This is a genomic window from Streptomyces piniterrae, assembly GCF_005048155.1.
Taxonomy (GTDB): domain Bacteria; phylum Actinomycetota; class Actinomycetes; order Streptomycetales; family Streptomycetaceae; genus Streptomyces; species Streptomyces piniterrae.
In genome coordinates, this window is record NZ_SUMB01000005.1 from 280,132 (window position 1) to 297,300 (window position 17,169).

General features: G+C 71.9%; 10 protein-coding genes and 1 riboswitch. Of the genes, 5 read left to right on the forward strand and 5 right to left on the reverse strand.

Translation table 11 applies throughout. From position 1 onward, the window contains the following. Positions 1-111: 111 nt before the first annotated feature. Positions 112-1,278: a C40 family peptidase gene (locus tag FCH28_RS17580; RefSeq protein WP_136740985.1), complete on the reverse strand. Its 1,167-nt coding sequence runs from the start codon at positions 1,276-1,278 to the stop codon at positions 112-114. A gap of 8 nt (positions 1,279-1,286) precedes the next feature. Further along, a riboswitch (cyclic di-AMP (ydaO/yuaA leader) is annotated at positions 1,287-1,471 on the reverse strand. A gap of 644 nt (positions 1,472-2,115) precedes the next feature. Between FCH28_RS17580 and pcrA the strand changes: the two genes are divergently transcribed. Continuing rightward, complete coding sequence (pcrA, locus tag FCH28_RS17590) at positions 2,116-4,623, forward strand: DNA helicase PcrA (RefSeq protein ID WP_136740987.1); 2,508 nt, start codon at positions 2,116-2,118, stop codon at positions 4,621-4,623. Positions 4,624-4,869: 246 nt separating this feature from the next. Here the strand turns inward: pcrA and FCH28_RS17595 are convergent, their stop codons facing one another. After that, the gene (locus FCH28_RS17595) at positions 4,870-6,723 is read right to left on the reverse strand and encodes a M23 family metallopeptidase (protein WP_136740988.1); all 1,854 of its coding nucleotides are present in this window, start codon (positions 6,721-6,723) and stop codon (positions 4,870-4,872) included. A gap of 224 nt (positions 6,724-6,947) precedes the next feature. Then, positions 6,948-7,838 (reverse strand): esterase/lipase family protein, encoded by an 891-nt coding sequence (locus tag FCH28_RS17600; protein ID WP_136740989.1) that lies wholly within the window; start codon positions 7,836-7,838, stop codon positions 6,948-6,950. A gap of 392 nt (positions 7,839-8,230) precedes the next feature. On the opposite strand from FCH28_RS17600, the gene FCH28_RS17605 reads away from it, so the two are divergent. Then, positions 8,231-8,689, forward strand: coding sequence for a cobalamin B12-binding domain-containing protein (locus FCH28_RS17605; protein WP_136740990.1), 459 nt, complete (start codon positions 8,231-8,233; stop codon positions 8,687-8,689). A 71-nt stretch (positions 8,690-8,760) separates the two neighbouring features. Here the strand turns inward: FCH28_RS17605 and FCH28_RS17610 are convergent, their stop codons facing one another. After that, entirely contained in the window at positions 8,761-10,617 is a 1,857-nt protein-coding gene (locus FCH28_RS17610; protein ID WP_222852438.1) for a DUF5691 domain-containing protein, read from the reverse strand. A 20-nt stretch (positions 10,618-10,637) separates the two neighbouring features. Continuing rightward, positions 10,638-12,002, reverse strand: a complete 1,365-nt coding sequence (locus tag FCH28_RS17615; protein WP_136740991.1) for an SWIM zinc finger family protein — start codon at positions 12,000-12,002, stop codon at positions 10,638-10,640. Positions 12,003-12,168: 166 nt separating this feature from the next. On the opposite strand from FCH28_RS17615, the gene FCH28_RS17620 reads away from it, so the two are divergent. Genes FCH28_RS17620 through FCH28_RS17630 form a run of 3 tightly spaced genes read left to right on the forward strand, consistent with a single transcriptional unit; the run spans position 12,169 to position 17,044 of the window. Further along, entirely contained in the window at positions 12,169-13,317 is a 1,149-nt protein-coding gene (locus FCH28_RS17620) for an ATP-binding protein (RefSeq protein ID WP_187363856.1), read from the forward strand. Then, a complete protein-coding gene (locus FCH28_RS17625; RefSeq protein ID WP_246102941.1) occupies positions 13,314-15,857 on the forward strand; it encodes a DUF5682 family protein in 2,544 nt (847 codons plus the stop codon). Before FCH28_RS17620 ends, FCH28_RS17625 begins: the two co-directional genes overlap by 4 nt. Then, positions 15,854-17,044 carry a VWA domain-containing protein gene (locus FCH28_RS17630; RefSeq protein WP_136740992.1) on the forward strand — a complete coding sequence of 397 codons (1,191 nt, stop codon included), beginning with the start codon at positions 15,854-15,856 and terminating at the stop codon, positions 17,042-17,044. The genes FCH28_RS17625 and FCH28_RS17630 overlap by 4 nt, the downstream gene beginning before the upstream one ends. Positions 17,045-17,169: the final 125 nt, after the last annotated feature.

Genomic DNA, 17,169 nt, shown 5'->3' on the forward strand with positions numbered 1-17,169 from the left:
CCCACAGACGACTCACCGCGCGGTCATCACGCTCCGGACTCCGGAGACGATGACCGCGCGGTGGCGTGTGGGGGGTGGCCGTGGGGGGTGGCCTCAGGGGAGGGCCGGGCCTCAGGCCGGGCGGACGCTCCCGTAGATCGGCATGTAGTAGATCGACTCCTCGCGGACGTACGCGCCCGGCTTCGGCGCGTGGATCATCTTGCCGTTGCCTATGTACATCCCGACATGGCTGATGTCGTCGTAGAAGAACACCAGGTCACCGGGCTGGAGATTGCTGGTCGCCACCCGCGTGCCGACCTTCACCTGGTCCCAGGTCGTCCGCGGCAGATCGACACCGGCCGCCTTCCACGCCGCCTGCGTCAGCCCCGAGCAGTCGTACGACGAGGGCCCGGTCGCGCCCCACACATACGGCTTGCCGATCTGCGCGCGGGCGAAGGCGAGCGCCTTCTCGGCCTTGGTCGCGTACGAGCCGTCATCGGTGGAGCCGCCGCCGGTCGAGCCGTCCGACGAACCGTCACCGGAACCGTCGTTCTGGTTCTGCTCCTCCTGCCGCTGACGCTCCCTCTCGGCCTCGGCCTGCTTGCGTGCCAGCTCCTCGGCCTTGCGCTTGGCAGCCGCCTCCCGCTCGCGCTCCAGCTCCGCGAGCCGCGCCTTCTCCTCGGCCGTCAGCCGGGACAGCAGCTGCCGGGCCTCGGACAGCTTGCTCTGGACGGACTGCTTGGACTCCTTCAGCGAATCCTGCGAGTCCTGGAGCTTCTCAAGGCTGCGGGTCGCCTCGGCGCGCTGCCGCGCCGCTGCCGCCGCCTGCTCCTGGTAGTCGGTGACGGCCTGCTTCTCGCGGCCGGTCAGCCGCTCCATGAGATGGCTGCGGTCGAAGAACTGCTGCGGGTCCTTGGCGAGCATCAGCTGCGCCGTCGGGTTCATGCCGCCGGTGCGGTACTGCGCCGAGGCGAACGTGCCCAGCTCGCGCCGAGACTCGTTCATCTTCTCCGCGCGCTTGGCGGCGGCGTCGAGCAGGCTGTTCACGGTCTGCTGCTGCTCGCCGGCCTTCTCCTTGGCGGCGTTGTACTTCTCGGTCGCCGTCTCCGCCTGGTGGTAGAGGTCGTCGACCTTCTGCTTGACCTCTTCGATGCTGGGCTTGGGCGCTCTGGGCGCCGCGTTGGCGGACTGCGAGAGCAGCGTGACCGAGGCGAGGGCGGCAGTGGTGAGCCCGGCCGCTGTGCGGCGGCTCCCGGGCGAGCTGAGAACGCGGGTGCGCGGCTTGCGATGCGACGCCAAGGCCGGCGACTCCTTCCGTGGACCGCCTACCGGGTTAGCTGTCGGGTTCGGGCGGTGTCGCTGGCGGAAGGCTTGCCCTACGGTCCGTACGTCCGCGATTGGCGGCCGCACCGATCGATTCACCCCGGTGGTGCTGGTGGGTCCCCGGCTCCGGGTGCCTTCGTGGCAGGGCCGGACTCGGCGGAGGCGGCCCGTGCTGACGCTGTCGTCCGCGGGGATGCGGGCTGCCCGAGCGTGCACGGTAGCCAACTCGTGTGGCTCCTGTGAAGGCTGATGTTCGATATGCCCGAAACCTTTTCGTGACCTGATAAAGCGTCAGGGATTCTGGCGGCAAATGTCGGATTCGTGGCGGGCTGGAGCCGGGGCCGCAGCCGGACTCGAACGGAACGCATGCGGCGGCGCGGTACGAGGCGGTGCGGGTCGGGTGGTTGGGTGGGTTGGAATGGGCTGGGCGGGTTGGGTCGGTTGGGTGGGTTGCGTCGGTTCGGTCCTGTCCGTCTCGGTCCGACGACTCGTGCGGGAAGGGAGCACGGCTGCGTCAGACGACTCGTGCGGGAACGGAGAACGGCGGCGCGGCTCAGCCCGCACGACACCGAGACCCTGGCACCGAACCGGCCAGGAACCGGTCCAGAACCGGCCCGCAACCGTCCCGAACCGCCTCCGACCTGGCCCGTACCCGCCCGGCACCCGGCTCGCATCCATCCGGCACCCGGCCCGTGCCGGCCCAGCGCAGCCCCTTCGACAGCCCCTGCGCCAGCCCCCGCCCCCGGCTCGCACCGTCCCACATCCCTGACTCCGCAGCGGGCTGTCAGTGGGGCGGCCTAGACTCGGTGGGCGATGAGCAGCCTCTTTGACGACAGCTTCCTGGCGGACCTCGGCCCCAAGGGCGACGAGCCCCCGCCCCCGCCCGAGGACGAGCACGGCCCGGTCCCGGAGGAGATCCCCGCCGATCTCTTCGACGGGAAGTTCGACGCGCCCGTGCCGCGGGAGGCGTACTACCGCGACGGCGCCGCCCGCCCGGCCATCGACCCGGCGGCCCTGCTGGAGGGGCTCAACGACGAGCAGAAAGCCGCCGTGGTGCACACCGGCGGCCCGCTGCTGATCGTCGCCGGCGCCGGCTCCGGCAAGACCCGGGTGCTCACCCACCGCATCGCGCATCTGCTCGCCGAGCGGCATGTCCACCCCGGCCAGATCCTCGCGATCACGTTCACCAACAAGGCCGCGGGCGAGATGAAGGAACGCGTCGAGGAGCTCGTCGGCCCGCGCGCCAACGCCATGTGGGTCTCCACCTTCCACAGCGCCTGCGTCCGCATCCTGCGCCGCGAAAGCAAGAAGCTCGGCTTCACCTCGTCCTTCTCGATCTACGACGCCGCGGACTCCAAACGCCTGATGGCCCTGGTCTGCCGCGACCTGGATCTCGACCCCAAGCGCTTCCCGCCCAAGTCCTTCAGCGCGAAGATCTCCAACCTCAAGAACGAGCTCATCGACGAGGAGACCTTCGCCGACCAGGCCGCCGACGGGTTCGAGAAGTCCCTGGCCGAGGCCTACGCGATGTACCAGGCGCGGCTGCGCGAGGCCAACGCCCTGGACTTCGACGACATCATCATGACGACCGTCAACCTGCTCCAGGCGTTCCCCGATGTCGCCGACCACTACCGCCGCCGCTTCCGGCACGTCCTCGTCGACGAGTACCAGGACACCAACCACGCGCAGTACACCCTCGTACGCGAACTCGTCGGCCCGCCCGAGACCGCCGCCGAGCTCTGCGTCGTCGGCGACGCCGACCAGTCGATCTACGCCTTCCGCGGCGCCACGATCCGCAACATCCTCCAGTTCGAGGAGGACTACCCGGACGCCACCACCATCCTGCTGGAGCAGAACTACCGCTCCTCGCAGACGATCCTCTCCGCCGCCAATGCCGTCATCGAACGCAACGAGAACCGCCGCCCCAAGAACCTCTGGACGGACGCCGGCGCCGGCCCCAAGATCACCGGCTATGTCGCCGACACCGAACACGACGAGGCCCAGTTCGTCGCCGACGAGATCGACCGGCTGACGGACGCCGACGATGCCAAGGCCGGTGACGTCGCCATCTTCTACCGCACCAACGCCCAGTCCCGTGTCTTCGAAGAGATCTTCATCCGGGTCGGACTGCCCTACAAGGTCGTCGGCGGCGTCCGCTTCTACGAGCGCAAAGAGGTCCGCGACGTCCTCGCGTACCTGCGGGTCCTCGCCAACCCCGAGGACACCGTCCCGCTGCGCCGGATCCTCAACGTCCCCAAGCGCGGCATCGGCGACCGCGCCGAGGCGATGATCGATGCCCTGTCGGCACGCGAGAAGATCACCTTCCCGCAGGCGCTGCGCCGCGTCGACGAGGCGTACGGCATGGCGGCGCGCTCCGCCAACGCCGTCAAGCGGTTCAACGTCCTGATGGAGGAGCTGCGGACGATCGTGGAGTCGGGCGCAGGCCCGGCGACGGTCCTGGAGGCGGTGCTGGAACGCACCGGCTACCTCGCCGAGCTGCAGGCCTCCACCGACCCGCAGGACGAGACCCGGATCGAGAACCTCCAGGAACTCGCCGCGGTGGCCCTGGAGTTCGAGCAGGAGCGCGGCGTGGACGCCGCGGCACCGGGCACCGCCGTCCCGGGCGGCACGCTCGCCGACTTCCTGGAGCAGGTCGCGCTGGTCGCCGACTCCGACCAGATCCCGGACGAGGACGAGGAGGGCGCCGGCGTCATCACCCTGATGACCCTGCACACCGCCAAGGGCCTGGAATTCCCGGTCGTCTTCCTCACGGGCATGGAGGACGGCGTCTTCCCGCATATGCGCGCGCTCGGCCAGACCAAGGAGCTGGAGGAGGAGCGCCGGCTGGCATACGTCGGCATCACGCGCGCCCGTGAACGGCTCTACCTCACCCGCTCCACGATGCGCAGCGCCTGGGGCCAGCCGTCGTACAACCCGCCCTCCCGGTTCCTGGAGGAGATCCCGGACAACTACGTCGACTGGCGGCGTACGGGTCCCGCGACGCCCTCCGCCTCCATGGGCGGGCTGTCCTCGGGCGGCCGAGGCGGTGGCGGCGGCTTCGGCGGAGGCGTCGGTGGCGGCATCGGCTCCACGCTGTCGTCGGCCCGCTCAAAGGGCCCCAGCGGCTTCGCCACCCGCCGCGCCGGCGACCGCCAGGTGGTCTCGCTGGCCGTCGGCGACCGCGTCACCCACGACAGCTTCGGGCTCGGCACGGTCGTGGGCGTCAAGGGCACCGGCGACAACGCCGAGGCCACGATCGACTTCGGCGGCGAGAAGCCGAAGCGACTGCTCCTGCGATACGCCCCGGTGGAGAAGCTGTAGGCGCCCTCCCCTGGCCCGCTAGCCGCAGCCCCGTAACCCGGCCGTCTCTCCAGCCCCCGTAGCCCCCATCCGTCACAGATTGTAGTATCAACGCCACAGAGGGGAATTATTCACGCTCCGTGAGCGTTGCCGGAGTAAGAGGAGGCGGCGGCGCGGTGGCCCCCCACCCGCGGCCCCCATCACCCGCGGACAGGTCCCCACCACCCGCAGACGCGGGCCCAGTTCAGGTTCAGGTGGGGGCCGGGCTCAGTTCGGGTCGAGGCCGTGGCTGCGCAGCCACGGCAGCGGGTCTATGGCCGAGTCGCCGCCGGGGCGGACCTCGAAGTGCAGATGCGGCCCGGTGGAGTTACCCGAGTTGCCGGAGTAGGCAATCGTGTCACCGGCCTTGACCGACCCGGAGCGGATCTTGGTGCTGCTGAGGTGGCAGTACCACGTCTCGGTGCCGTCGGAGGCCGTCACGATCGCCATGTTGCCGTAGGCGGAGTTCCACTGGGTGCGTACGGTGCCGTCGGTGGCGGCCATGACGGGTGTGCCGTAGCTGACCGGGAAGTCGATTCCGGTGTGCACGGACATCCAGTTGACGCCGGCCTGGCCGTAGAGCGCGCTCAGGCCGTGGTCCGTGACCGGCAGGGCGAACTTGGGGCGCAGGGCTTCCTTGCGGGCGGCTTCCTCCGCCTTGCGCTTCCGCTCGAGCGCCTGCCGTTCCTTGAGGTCGATCCGCTCCTGGGTGCGGCTGGCGCGGTCGCGGAAGTCGTCGGCGCCGCGGCTGAGGCCGACGAGTTGGGTGTCGAGCTTGCTGTTGGCGACCGCCGGTTTGACGGCCGTGCCGTCCGAGGCGGCCTGGGCGGGCCGGTCGTCCTTGTCGTCGCCGGTGAACCCGGAGACGGAGGCGGCGGCCGCCGCGCAGACGCCCATGGCGGCGACGGAGGGGACGGCGACGGTCAGTAGCGCCGACCGTTTGGCCGGGCGGCGGCGGCCGCGGCCGCGGACGGCCTTTCCGGCGGCGGGGCCAGCGACCCGCCGGCCTGCCGTGGCGGCCGGGGGAGTGATCGGCATGGCCTGGGTCATGGCGTCGGCGACCGAGGCGGCGTCGTCGGAGGGCGCGTGCTCGTCGGGCGGTGAGTCGGGCGAGTCGGCGGACGACGCGGGAGGGGAGGCCGGTTCGTTGTCGATCGACGGCGGGCCGGCCTGCGCCGGGATGTTGGCCATCAGCCCCTGGTCGGTGGTGGACCAGACGGCGGTGGCTTCGAAGCTGCTGGTCTCCTCGACCGCGGTGGCCTGATAGCCGGTGGTGGTCGCGTAGGTGCCGGTCGACTCGTATGCGCCGGTCGACTCGTACGTGCCGGTGGCGTCGTGTGCGCCGGCGGTTTCGTACGGGTGGGCGGTTTCGTACGAGCCGAGGGTTTCGTGGCTGCCCGTGCTCGTGGCTTCGTAGGTGCCGGCGGCCTGGTAGGTGCCGGTGGTTTCCTGCGTGCTGGTGGGGTAACTGCCGGTGTCGTACGTGCCGGTGGCGTAGGTCCCGGTGTCGTATGCGCCGGTGGCATACGTGCCGGTGTCGTGGGTCAGGAGCCCGAGGGCGTCGTAGCTGCCGGTTTCGTACGAGGTTGCCTGGTATGCGGGGTTTTCGTACGCGGTGTGGGCGTAGGGGTCGTAGCCCGCGTCGGTGTGCTGTGCGCCGGTGGTGTCGTATGCGCCGGTGGCATACGTGCCGGTGTCGTAGCCGTTCGCGTCGTACTGGCCGGTGGCATAACCGCCGGTGTCGTAGGCGCCGGTGGCATAGCCGCCCGTCGCGTAGCCGGTCGCGTCCGCGGTGTAGGACCCGGTGCCGTAAGCACCCGTGTCGTAGGCGCCGGTCTCATAGGTGCCGGTGTCGTACGTGCCCGCGCTGTATACGCCGGTGCCATAGGTGCTGGTGTCGTACTGGCCCGTCTCGTACGAGCCGGGGAGCGAGCCGAAGAGGGGGTCGCTGTTGCCGTATTCCGCGTAGCCGGAGGGGGTCTGCTGCTGCCCGTAGGAGTCGTAGGGCGGATAGTGCGCATACGAGGCGTCGGAAGCGGGGTCGGTCGGAGGCTGGGCCCCCGATGGGTGACGGTCGTTCACCAACTTCTCTTTCGCCTCGGCAGCAGGAGAATTAGCGGCGACTGTACCCGGCGGTACGCGACGTCGACAATCTTCAACGGGTTTCCTGCTAGGTGAGAACGGGCATTTGGCCGCCTTTCGGCAGCATGCATGCGAGTTCTTGGCGCCTCGTTCGAAGTTTGTTCGACTGGATGTAGGGATCGGGCCGAGGGCGGAGGTTCGTTTCGGCGTTGTGTCCGGTCCGTTCACGCCACCGAAATGACGCTCTCGGCTCCTCCCGCCGCGTCCGCCGAGGCGAGGGCCTCGCGTATGCCGGCCGCCACGGTGCCGTTGACCGGCAGCGCGAGATGCCCGACCCCGGAGACATGCACGTTGTGTGCGGTGAGGTCCGGGTGATCGATACGGGCCGTTTCGGCGGGGACCATGACCTGGTCCTCGTCGCTCCAGAACGCGACGAAACGCGTCCGGCAGCGCGGTGCCGGGAGCGCCAGTTCCGCGATCACATCGGAATCGGGGCGCATCTGCCGGACGATGGGGTGCGCCGACATCAGGGGGACGGCGCGGGTGCCGGAGTGCGGCGTGCCGAGGGTGATCAGGGTGCGGACGCGGGCGTCGCCGCCGAGCCGCTGTACGTAGTAGCGGGCGATGAGCCCGCCGAGGCTGTGGCCGACGATGTCCACGCGGCGGTGGCCGGTGCGGGTGCACACCTCTTCCACGTGGCGGCTCAGCAGCTCGGCGGCTTTGCGGAGATCGCAGGTCAGCGGGGAGTAGTTGAGCGCTTCGACGTGGGGCCAGCCGTAGCGGACCAGGGTGCGGCGGAGCAGGACGAAGACGGAGCGGTTGTCGATGAAGCCGTGCAGGAGGAGGACGGGCGGGTGTGCGCGGCCCTCTGTGGGGAGGAGCGGAGGGGGGTCGGGGGCGGCGTCCCGTGTCGTGTCGGGGGCGGCTTCGTCCGGGGTGGGCTGTGGCGCGGGGTGTCGTACGGGGTGGCTGGGTTGTTCCTGGGGGATGCCGGTCGGGTAGAGGAGCAGATGTCCGACGAGGATCGCGAGATCCACGAGGGTGCTGCGGAGGAAGAGGGCGGAGAACAGCCGGGTGGGGATGAAGGGCGTGGCGAGATAGGGCATGGCCTGCATGGCCGACCTCCCGAACGGCACGCGGGAGGCGGCTCCGACCCCCGTATGCCCTCATGGGAAGCCGTTGAGCGGTGACGGCGAGCGTGCGGCGTGCTCGCCCTGGTGCGCGCCGGTGTGGCGCGCGGTGGTTCGGCTGCGGCTTCCCGTGCGCCTGGTCCGTGAGCACCCGGCCGGCCGTCCGTGGCGGCGTGGTGCGCGGAACGCGGCGCGTGGCGAACGTGTCCCATGTGTGATTTCCCCCTCCCTGCATGTCACGAAACGGCGGGGTACGGGATGCTGGGGGGAGGAGATAACGTTCGTTCACGCTCGTGGCCGCCGGGGTGTGGTCGCGCGATCGATTGTCGGCTCGGCGGCATCGCCCTGCGGGTGCCGTGCATGGCTTGGAGGCAGTGATGGGTGTGGCTCAGCACGACGGAGCGCAAGCGGAGAGCCAGGGCGCGGCGGACAGGTCGGGGCCGATCCGTGTCGTGGTGGCCAAGCCGGGGCTGGACGGTCATGACCGGGGCGCCAAGGTCATCGCGCGGGCGCTGCGCGACGCCGGTATGGAGGTGATCTACACCGGGCTGCACCAGACGCCCGAGCAGATCGTCGACACCGCCATCCAGGAGGACGCGGACGCCATCGGGCTGTCGATTCTCTCCGGCGCCCACAACACCCTCTTCGCGAAGGTGATCGCTCTGCTGGAGGAGCGCGACGCGGCGGACATCAAGGTCTTCGGCGGCGGCATCATCCCGGAGGCGGATATCGCTCCGCTGAAGGCGCAGGGCGTCGCGGAGATCTTCACGCCGGGTGCGACGACCGCCTCGATCGTGGAGTGGGTCAGGGCGAACGTACGGCAGTCGGCGGTCTGAGGCGGCGGAGAGCGGGAGCGGCCGGGGCCGGGGGTCCGCACAGGGGTGTGGGCTCCGTCGGATGGGCCTGGTCATCGGTCGGGCTCGGTGTCGGTCGCTGTCGTGGTCGTGGGGCCGTGCGGCGGGGTGAGTTCCGCGTGCATGGTGGCGCGTAGGCGCAGGGTGCCGACCAGGCGTTGGAATGCTTCGGCCCAGTAGCCGCCGGAGCCCGGTGAGGCGCCCTCCGGCTCGTCGGTGATCGCGGTGAGCATGTCGAGGCGGTTCGCCGCGGCGGGGTCCAGGCAGCGTTCGGCCAGGCCCATCACTCCGCTGAAGCTCCAGGGGTAGCTGCCGGCGTCGCGTGCGATGTCCAGTGCGTCGACGACGGACCGGCCGAGTGGTTCGGCCCAGGGGACGGCGCAGACGCCGAGCATCCGGAAGGCGTCCGAGAGGCCGTGTGCGGCGATGAACTCGGCGACCCACTGGGCTCGTTCGTCGTGGGGGAGGACGGTCAGTAGTTTCGCCAGGTCCCGTGACGAGCCGGCCGGTGTGACCTCGGCGGACTGTGAGGGGGTGGCGGGGGCGCCCAGTAGTGCCCGGGCCCAGTCGGCGTCCCGTTGGCGGACGGCGGCGCGGGACCAGGCGTCGTGCAGCTCTGTACGCCAGTCGTCGGACACCGGCAGGGCGATGATGGCCGCCGGGTCGCGGCCGCCGAGTTTTTCGCTCCATCCGGCCAGCGGTGTCGCCTCCACCAACTGGCCGAGCCACCAGGATCGTTCGCCCCGGCCGGAGGGTGGTTTGGGTGTGACACCGTCGCGCTGCATGCCCGCGTCGCATTCGTGGGGTGCTTCGACGGTGATCGCCGGGCCGTCGTGTCCGGCGGTGCGGTCGAGGCCGACGCAGCTGTGGGCGCGCTCGGCCATCCGGCCCGCGAGCGCGGAGCCGGGGAGTGCGGAGAGCAGCTCTGCGGCCGTGGCGCGGACATTGCGGCTGCGGTCGGACAGCGACTGCTCCAGGAAGGGTTCGTCGGCCGGGGAGAGGCCGTCGCGCAGCGAGTCGAGGAACATCAGCCGGTCCTCGGCCCGCTCGGTGGCCCAGGTGGTGCGGAGCAGGTCGAGGGCGGTGTGCGGGGCGCGGCGGCGGAGTGTGGTCAGCAGGTGGACCCGCTCCGCGAACAGGCCTTCCTCCCAGAGGCGCCGGACGTACTCGGGGTCGTCGGTATCGGGTGTGGGCGTCGGGGTTTCCCCGTTCTCGGGTCCGGTGGAGCGGGTGGACGCCCCTGCGCGGGAGGTGGCCCCGCTGCCGCGGAGGGCGAACTTCCAGTCGTTGTTGAGCTGGGCCAGCCACAGGGCGCGGGGCCCGGCCAGGGCGAGTGCGGCGGGCCGTAGGTCCGTACGGGCGCGGGCGGCGTCGAGCAGTGCGGGCAGCAGTGCTTCGGGCGCGCGGTAGCCGCGTTCGCCGGCCGTGGCGAGCCATTGGGGCAGCAGTTCGGTGAGGTCGGGGGCTGTGCCGCGGCGGCTGCCGGCGCCGGTGCCGCCGCGGTCGGCGAGCAGCAGTGCGAGGCGGCGTCGTGCGGCTGGTGGCAGCGGGGGGCGCGGGTCGGCCGGGGCCGGGGTCGGGCGTTCGCCGGCCAGTGCGGGGCGCAGCGCGGCGCGGCGGCGGACGGTGCTCACCGCGGCCGCGTCCAGCAGGGCGGCCGCACCGTCCTGTCCGGCCCGTACGGCCACCGGCGGGGTGCGCCGGTCGGTCCCCAGTAGTGCGGCGGTCACCAGCTCGGCCCAGGGGGCGGGGGTGGTGGCCGGGGTCGCGGGGGGCGTGGTGGCGGTCGGGCTCGGGTGCGCGCTTGCGCCCGCCCCTGTGGTCGTGTCCGCGCTGGTTGCTGTGGTTGCTGTGGTTGCTGTGGTTGCTGTGGTTGCTGTGGTTGCTGTGGTTGTTGTGGGGCTGGTCATGTTGTTTCTCCTGGGTGGGGTCACAGGGAGACCGGGGTGGGGTCCCAGGCGGTCAGGGGGAGGAAGCCGCGGTGGCCGCATTCGCCGAAGACCGTGAGGGGGGCGCCGCCCGATATGGCGGCCAGATGCCACAGGCCCGTACGGCCGAGGACGCGTGGGTCGAGGGGGAGTGCCGATTCCCCGTCGGCGTCGGCGAGTTGCCAGTTCTCGCCGTCGCGGCCCCGTATCGGTGTGACGTCGGTGAGCACCACGGGCCAGGAGTCCAGCCAGGGGTCGTCGCGCAGCGCGTCGCCGTAGGCGGCCAGGGCGGCGTCGATGCCGACGCCGGGTGGGACCGGGCCGGGGGCCGCGGGGGCGTGCCGCTCGCCGAGGGTCGCGCGCAGCGGGCGGGCGCCCGGGTAGTAGGCCAGGTCGGCGTCGAGGAGCAGGCCGGGTGGCAGGGCCAGGTCCAGGGGGCGGTTGGGGCCGCCGAAGGAGAGGTGCAGTGCCATCCGGCCGGTTCGCTCGCCGCGCAGGAAGATCCTCCGGGTGATCAACTTGCCGTCGTCGCTGTCGTGTTGGGCGAGTATCAGCCAGCGGTCCCGGACCGGTGCGGCATCGGGGCCGGTCAGCAGGTCCGCGGCTTCCGTGGTCAGGCCGACGCGGGAGCGGACCGTCGCCGCGAGCGGGGCCGGAAGCCACTCGATCCCGAGGAAGCCCTGATCGAGGAGATGGAGCAGGGCGCATTCCTCCAGCAGCCGGGCGGGCCAGTCCGGTCCGGAGGCGACGGCCGAGCCCAACTCCCGTACGCGCGAGGCGAGTCCGGGTGCCTGGGCGTCGATCATGCGCGCGGCGGTTTCGTCCCAGGAGGTGCCTCCCTGCGCTCCGTCGGCCGAGGCGAGGCCCGAGTGCAGCAGGTCCGTGAGGCGTTGCTCCAACTCCGTGGCGCCGGCGGCGATTCGCTGCAGTCGGCGCTCGGAGCGGCGCTTGGCGGCCTCCGGGTCGGCGGGCGTGCGCGACGGGGCACCGCCTCCCGAAGTCGTGCGCGCGGAACGCTCCGCGCGTACGCGGCGGCCGGCCAGCCACTCGTCGGCCCACTGTGGCGGTTCCCCGGCCGTCACCACCCCGCCGTCACCGGCCCAGAGCAGCAGCAGTCCCAGCGTGTGCTTGCACGGGAACTTGCGGCTCGGGCAGGTGCACTTGAAGGCGGGCCCTGTGATGTCGACGATCGCTTGGTAGGGCTTCTTGCCGCTGCCCTTGCACTGCCCCCACACCGCGCTGTCGTCCGCGCCCGTTTCGGACCATGGTCCGGGTGCCGCGAGCTTGCCGCCCGCTCTGCGTGATGCCTCGTCAGGTGCCAGTGCGAGCACCTGATCCGTCGTCCAGCGTTCCCCCTGCGGATTCATGTCAACGACGCTACGACCTGCCACTGACAACGGCCCGAGATCGCGGTGAAGCCGCAGGTCAGAGGTGCTTTTCCGGTGATTGTCAGTGGTGTGGTGCAGGCTTGGTTCTGCAAGCGGCCGGCGGGTTCGCGAGTGCCGGCCGCACACCTTGCGACGAGGGGGAGCCATGTCGGAGAACAGCATCGGGACGACGCATCACGAGACGACGCAGTACGAGGCGCGGGAGGGCGGCGCGGGGGAGGCGCTGCGGCCGCATGCGGAGGAGACCTTCGCGGACGAACTGAAGGCCCTCGCCGCCGCGGACGACCGGCCGCGGCCGGAGCGCTGGCGCCTGTCGCCGTGGGCGGTGGCGACGTATCTGCTCGGCGGCACGCTCGCGGACGGCACCGTCATCACACCCAAGTACGTCGGCCCGCGGCGGATCGTCGAGGTCGCCGTGACGACACTCGCGACGGACCGTGCGCTGCTGCTGCTCGGGGTGCCCGGCACCGCGAAGACTTGGGTGTCCGAGCATCTCGCGGCGGCGGTCAGCGGTGACTCCACACTCCTCGTGCAGGGCACGGCCGGTACGCCGGAGGAAGCCATCCGCTACGGCTGGAACTACGCCCAGCTGCTCGCGAACGGCCCCAGCCGGGACGCGCTGGTGCCCAGCCCGGTGATGCGCGCGATGGCGCATGGCATGACCGCTCGGGTCGAGGAGCTGACCCGGATCCCGGCCGACGTCCAGGACACCCTCATCACGGTCCTGTCGGAGAAGACCCTGCCGATCCCGGAGTTGGGGCAGGAGGTGCAGGCCGTCCGCGGTTTCAACCTGATCGCCACGGCCAACGACCGTGACCGCGGCGTCAACGAACTCTCCAGTGCGCTGCGCCGCCGCTTCAACACTGTTGTGCTGCCGCTGCCGGCGACGCCGGACGAGGAGGTCGACATCGTCTCGCGGCGGGTCGAGCAGATCGGCCGCTCGCTGGATCTGCCGGCGGCGCCCGAGGGGATGGACGAGATCCGCCGGGTGGTCACGGTCTTCCGCGAGCTGCGGGACGGTCTGACGGCCGACGGCCGGACCAAGCTCAAGTCGCCGTCCGGCACGCTGTCCACGGCCGAGGCCATCTCGGTGGTGACGAACGGTCTGGCGCTGGCCAGCCACTTCGGGGACGGTGTGCTGCGCTCCGGGGACGTGGCGGCGGGCATCCTGGGTGCGGTCGTCCGGGACCCGGCGGCGGACCGTGTCGTATGGCAGGAGTACCTGGAGACGGTCGTGCGTGAGCGCGACGGCTGGAAGGACTTCTACCGGGCGTGCCGCGAGGTGAGCGCATGACGGGCATGGCGGGCACCGGTGAGCCGGTGCTGTTGGGGGTGCGGCATCACGGTCCCGGTTCCGCGCGGGCGGTGCGGGCGGCCCTGGAGCAGTGCGAGCCCGGTGCGGTGCTGATCGAGGGGCCGCCGGAGGCCGACGAACTGGTGCCGCTGGCCGGGCAGCAGAGCATGCGGCCGCCGGTCGCGCTGCTCGCCCATGTGCTGGACGATCCGGGGCGTGCGGCGTTCTGGCCGTTGGCCGAGTTCTCCCCGGAGTGGGTGGCGCTCCGCTGGGCTCTGGAGCGCGGTGTCCCGGTCCGTTTCATCGATCTGCCCGCGGCGCATTCTCTGGCGATGGCGGCGGAGGACGAGGCCGCGAAGGAGGCCGAGAAGGAAGCGGCGGAGAAAGCGGCGGAGAAAGCGGGGGACGCGGAGGAGGAAGCCGGGACGGCCGGGCCGGGCGGTGCGCTCGGCGACGTGCCGGCCGACGTGCCGGCCGATGTGCGGGTCGATCCGATCGGGGTGCTGGCCGAGACCGCCGGTTACGACGACGCCGAGCGCTGGTGGGAGGACGTGGTCGAGCACCGTGGGGCGGCGGGCGGCGCCGGGAGCGGGGGAGGGCCCGGGGCGGACGCGCTGGCGCCGTTCGCCGCGCTGGCCGAGGCGATGGGCGCGCTGCGCGAGGTCTACGGGGACGGCGGCCATGATCGTGACCTGCTGCGCGAGGCCCATATGCGGCTCCGGATCCGGGCCGCGCGGCGGGAGTTCGGGGACGATGTCGCCGTGGTGTGCGGGGCCTGGCATGTGCCCGCGCTGGCCCAACGCAGCACCGTGACCGCCGACCGTCAGCTGCTCAAGGGCCTGCCGAAGGTGAAGGCGGCGGTGACCTGGGTGCCGTGGACGCACCGGCGGCTCGCCCGCCGCAGCGGTTACGGCGCGGGGATCTCCTCGCCCGGCTGGTACGGCCATCTCTTCAGCGCCCCCGACCGGCCCATCGAGCGCTGGATGACCAAGGTCGCCGGACTGCTCAGGGAGGAGGACTACGCCGTCTCGTCGGCGCATGTCATCGAAGCGGTGCGGCTCGCCGAGGGACTGGCCGCGGTGCGCGGCCGCCCGCTGGCCGGGCTTGCGGAGACCGACGACGCGATCCGGGCCGTCATGGGGGACGGCTCCGAGGCGCCGTCCGCGCTGATCCGCGACCGGCTGGTGATCGGGGAGGCGCTGGGCGAGGTGCCGGAGGACGCTCCCGCGGTACCGCTGCAGCGCGACATCGCCCGCGGCCAGCGGGCGCTACGGCTCAAGCCCGAAGCGCTGGAGCGGGAGTTGGAGCTGGATCTCCGCAAGGAGACGGACGCCGGACGCAGCCGGCTGCTCCACCGGCTGAGGCTGCTCGGCATCCCCTGGGGCGAGCCGACCGACTCCCGTGCCGGCACCGGCACCTTCCGGGAGACCTGGCGGCTGCGCTGGGAGCCCGAACTGTCGGTGCGGGTGGCCGAGGCCGGTATCTGGGGCACGACCGTGCTCTCCGCCGCCACCGCCAAGGCCGCGTCCGATGCCGCCGGCGCGGCGTCGCTCGCCGAGGTGACGGCGCTGGCCGAGCGCTGTCTGCTCGCCGAACTGCCCGATGCGCTGCCGGTGGTGATGCGTGTGCTGTCCGACCGCGCGGCGCTGGACGCGGACGTGGGGCATCTCGCCCAGGCGCTGCCCGCCCTGGTGCGGTCCGTGCGGTACGGCGATGTGCGGGGCACGGATGGCGCGGCGCTCCGCGAGGTGGCGACGGGCCTGGCCGAGCGGGTCTTCGTCGGACTGCCGCCGGCCTGCGCCGGCCTGGACGACGACGGCGCCGCGGAGATGCGCGGCCATCTCGACGCCACCCACCAGGCCGTAGGCCTCCTGGGCCAGCTCGCGACCGGGGCCGTGACCGCCCCCGCACCGCCGGCGGCGGATCTGCGGGCGCGTTGGGCCGGTGTGCTGCGGTCGGTGACCGGGCGGGACACCGTGCCGGGGCTGATCCGGGGGCGGGCGGCGCGACTGCTGCTGGACGACGGCCAGTTGGGCGACGGGGGAGCGGAGCGGCTGATGGGGCTCGCCCTCTCGCCGGGCACTGCGCCCTCGGATGCCGCCGGCTGGATCGAGGGCTTCGTCGGCGGCGGGGACGGCGGCATGCTGCTGGTCCACGACGAACGGCTGCTGGCGCTGGTGGACGACTGGCTGACGACCGTGCCGGGCAGCGCGTTCACGGACGTACTGCCGCTGCTGCGCCGGGCCTTCTCGGAGTACGAAGCGGGGGTGCGGCGCACGCTCGGCGAGCTGATCCGGCGCGGGCCCGCGGCGACCGCCCGCCGTCCGGGCGGCGACGGCGAGGACGCGGCGGCGCCCGGCTTCGGCCCCGGCCTGGACCGCGACCGCGCCGCGGCCGTACTCCCCACCCTGCGCCTGCTGTTGAGCACGGGACCGGATCCCTTCGGTAATCCCTTCGGTGGTGAGGGCTTCCGCAGGGAGAGCGACAGCGGAGGCGGGCGCACCACCCGCCACGACAACCTCACGGGGGCAGTGACATGAGCAACTGGATGGCCGAGGCCGTCGACCCCGACCAGGCCGAGCGGCTGCGCCGCTGGCGGCTGGTGCTCGGTGGCGGCGGGGCGGACGGCACGGGGCATCAGCTGCGGGGGCGCGATGCCGCGATGGACGGGACACTCACCTCGCTCTACGGGCAGGGCCAGGGCGGCAAGGGGGCCGACGGCGGGAAGCGGACGGCGGGGCTGGGGGCGTCGGCGCCCGCGGTGGCGCGCTGGCTCGGCGACATCCGTACGTACTTCCCGTCGTCCGTGGTGCAGGTGATGCAGCGGGACGCCATCGACCGGCTCGGGCTGTCCTCGCTGCTCCTGGAACCGGAGATGCTGGAGGCCGTCGAGGCGGATGTGCATCTGGTGGGCACCCTGCTCTCGCTCAACAAGGTCATGCCGGAGACGACCAAGGAGACCGCGCGGGCCGTCGTCCGCAAGGTCGTCGAGCAGCTGGAGAAGAGGCTGGCGACCCGCACCCGTGCCACCCTCACCGGCGCGCTGGACCGCTCCGCGCGGATCAGCCGGCCGCGCCACCGCGACATCGACTGGGACCGCACGATCCGCGCGAACCTCAAGAACTACCTCCCGGAGTACCGCACGGTCGTCCCCGAGCGGCTGATCGGCTACGGCCGGGCCGCGCAGTCGGTGAAGAAGGAGGTGGTGCTCTGCATCGACCAGTCCGGTTCGATGGCCGCCTCGGTCGTCTACGCCTCGGTGTTCGGCGCGGTGCTGGCGTCGATGCGGGCCATCGACACCCGGCTGGTCGTCTTCGACACCTCGGTGGTCGATCTGACGGACCAGATCGACGACCCGGTCGATGTCCTCTTCGGCACCCAGCTCGGCGGCGGCACGGACATCAACCGCGCCCTCGCCTACTGCCAGTCCAAGATCACCCGCCCCGCGGAGACCGTCGTCGTCCTCATCAGCGATCTGTACGAGGGCGGCATCCGGGACGAGATGCTCAAGCGGGTCGCCGCGATGAAGGCGTCCGGGGTGCAGTTCGTGACGTTGCTCGCACTGTCCGACGAGGGGGCGCCGGCCTACGACCGGGACCACGCCGCGGCGCTCGCGGCCCTGGGCGCACCGGCGTTCGCCTGCACCCCGGATCTCTTTCCGGACATCATGGCCGCCGCGATCGAGAAACGGCCGTTGCCCATACCGGACATGGCGGAGCAACAGTGACAGGAGTGCCGGAGGGACTTGCGCGGCACCTGGCGTGTCATGCAAGGATCAGCGCATCGCTCGATCGCCCGCGACGCGTGTGACACCGAGGCCCTGTGCCGGTGTGTCCCCGTCCGTATGGGAAG

What these genes read in the sequence shown, in the direction of transcription:
- pcrA (WP_136740987.1), top strand. Translation starts at nt 2,116, where the DNA reads ATGAGCAGCCTCTTTGACGACAGCTTCCTGGCGGACCTCGGCCCCAAG.
- FCH28_RS17600 (WP_136740989.1), bottom strand. Translation starts at nt 7,838, where the DNA reads ATGCAGGCCATGCCCTATCTCGCCACGCCCTTCATCCCCACCCGGCTG.
- FCH28_RS17605 (WP_136740990.1), top strand. Translation starts at nt 8,231, where the DNA reads ATGGGTGTGGCTCAGCACGACGGAGCGCAAGCGGAGAGCCAGGGCGCG.
- FCH28_RS17610 (WP_222852438.1), bottom strand. Translation starts at nt 10,617, where the DNA reads ATGACCAGCCCCACAACAACCACAGCAACCACAGCAACCACAGCAACC.
- FCH28_RS17615 (WP_136740991.1), bottom strand. Translation starts at nt 12,002, where the DNA reads ATGAATCCGCAGGGGGAACGCTGGACGACGGATCAGGTGCTCGCACTG.
- FCH28_RS17620 (WP_187363856.1), top strand. Translation starts at nt 12,169, where the DNA reads ATGTCGGAGAACAGCATCGGGACGACGCATCACGAGACGACGCAGTAC.
- FCH28_RS17625 (WP_246102941.1), top strand. Translation starts at nt 13,314, where the DNA reads ATGACGGGCATGGCGGGCACCGGTGAGCCGGTGCTGTTGGGGGTGCGG.
- FCH28_RS17630 (WP_136740992.1), top strand. Translation starts at nt 15,854, where the DNA reads ATGAGCAACTGGATGGCCGAGGCCGTCGACCCCGACCAGGCCGAGCGG.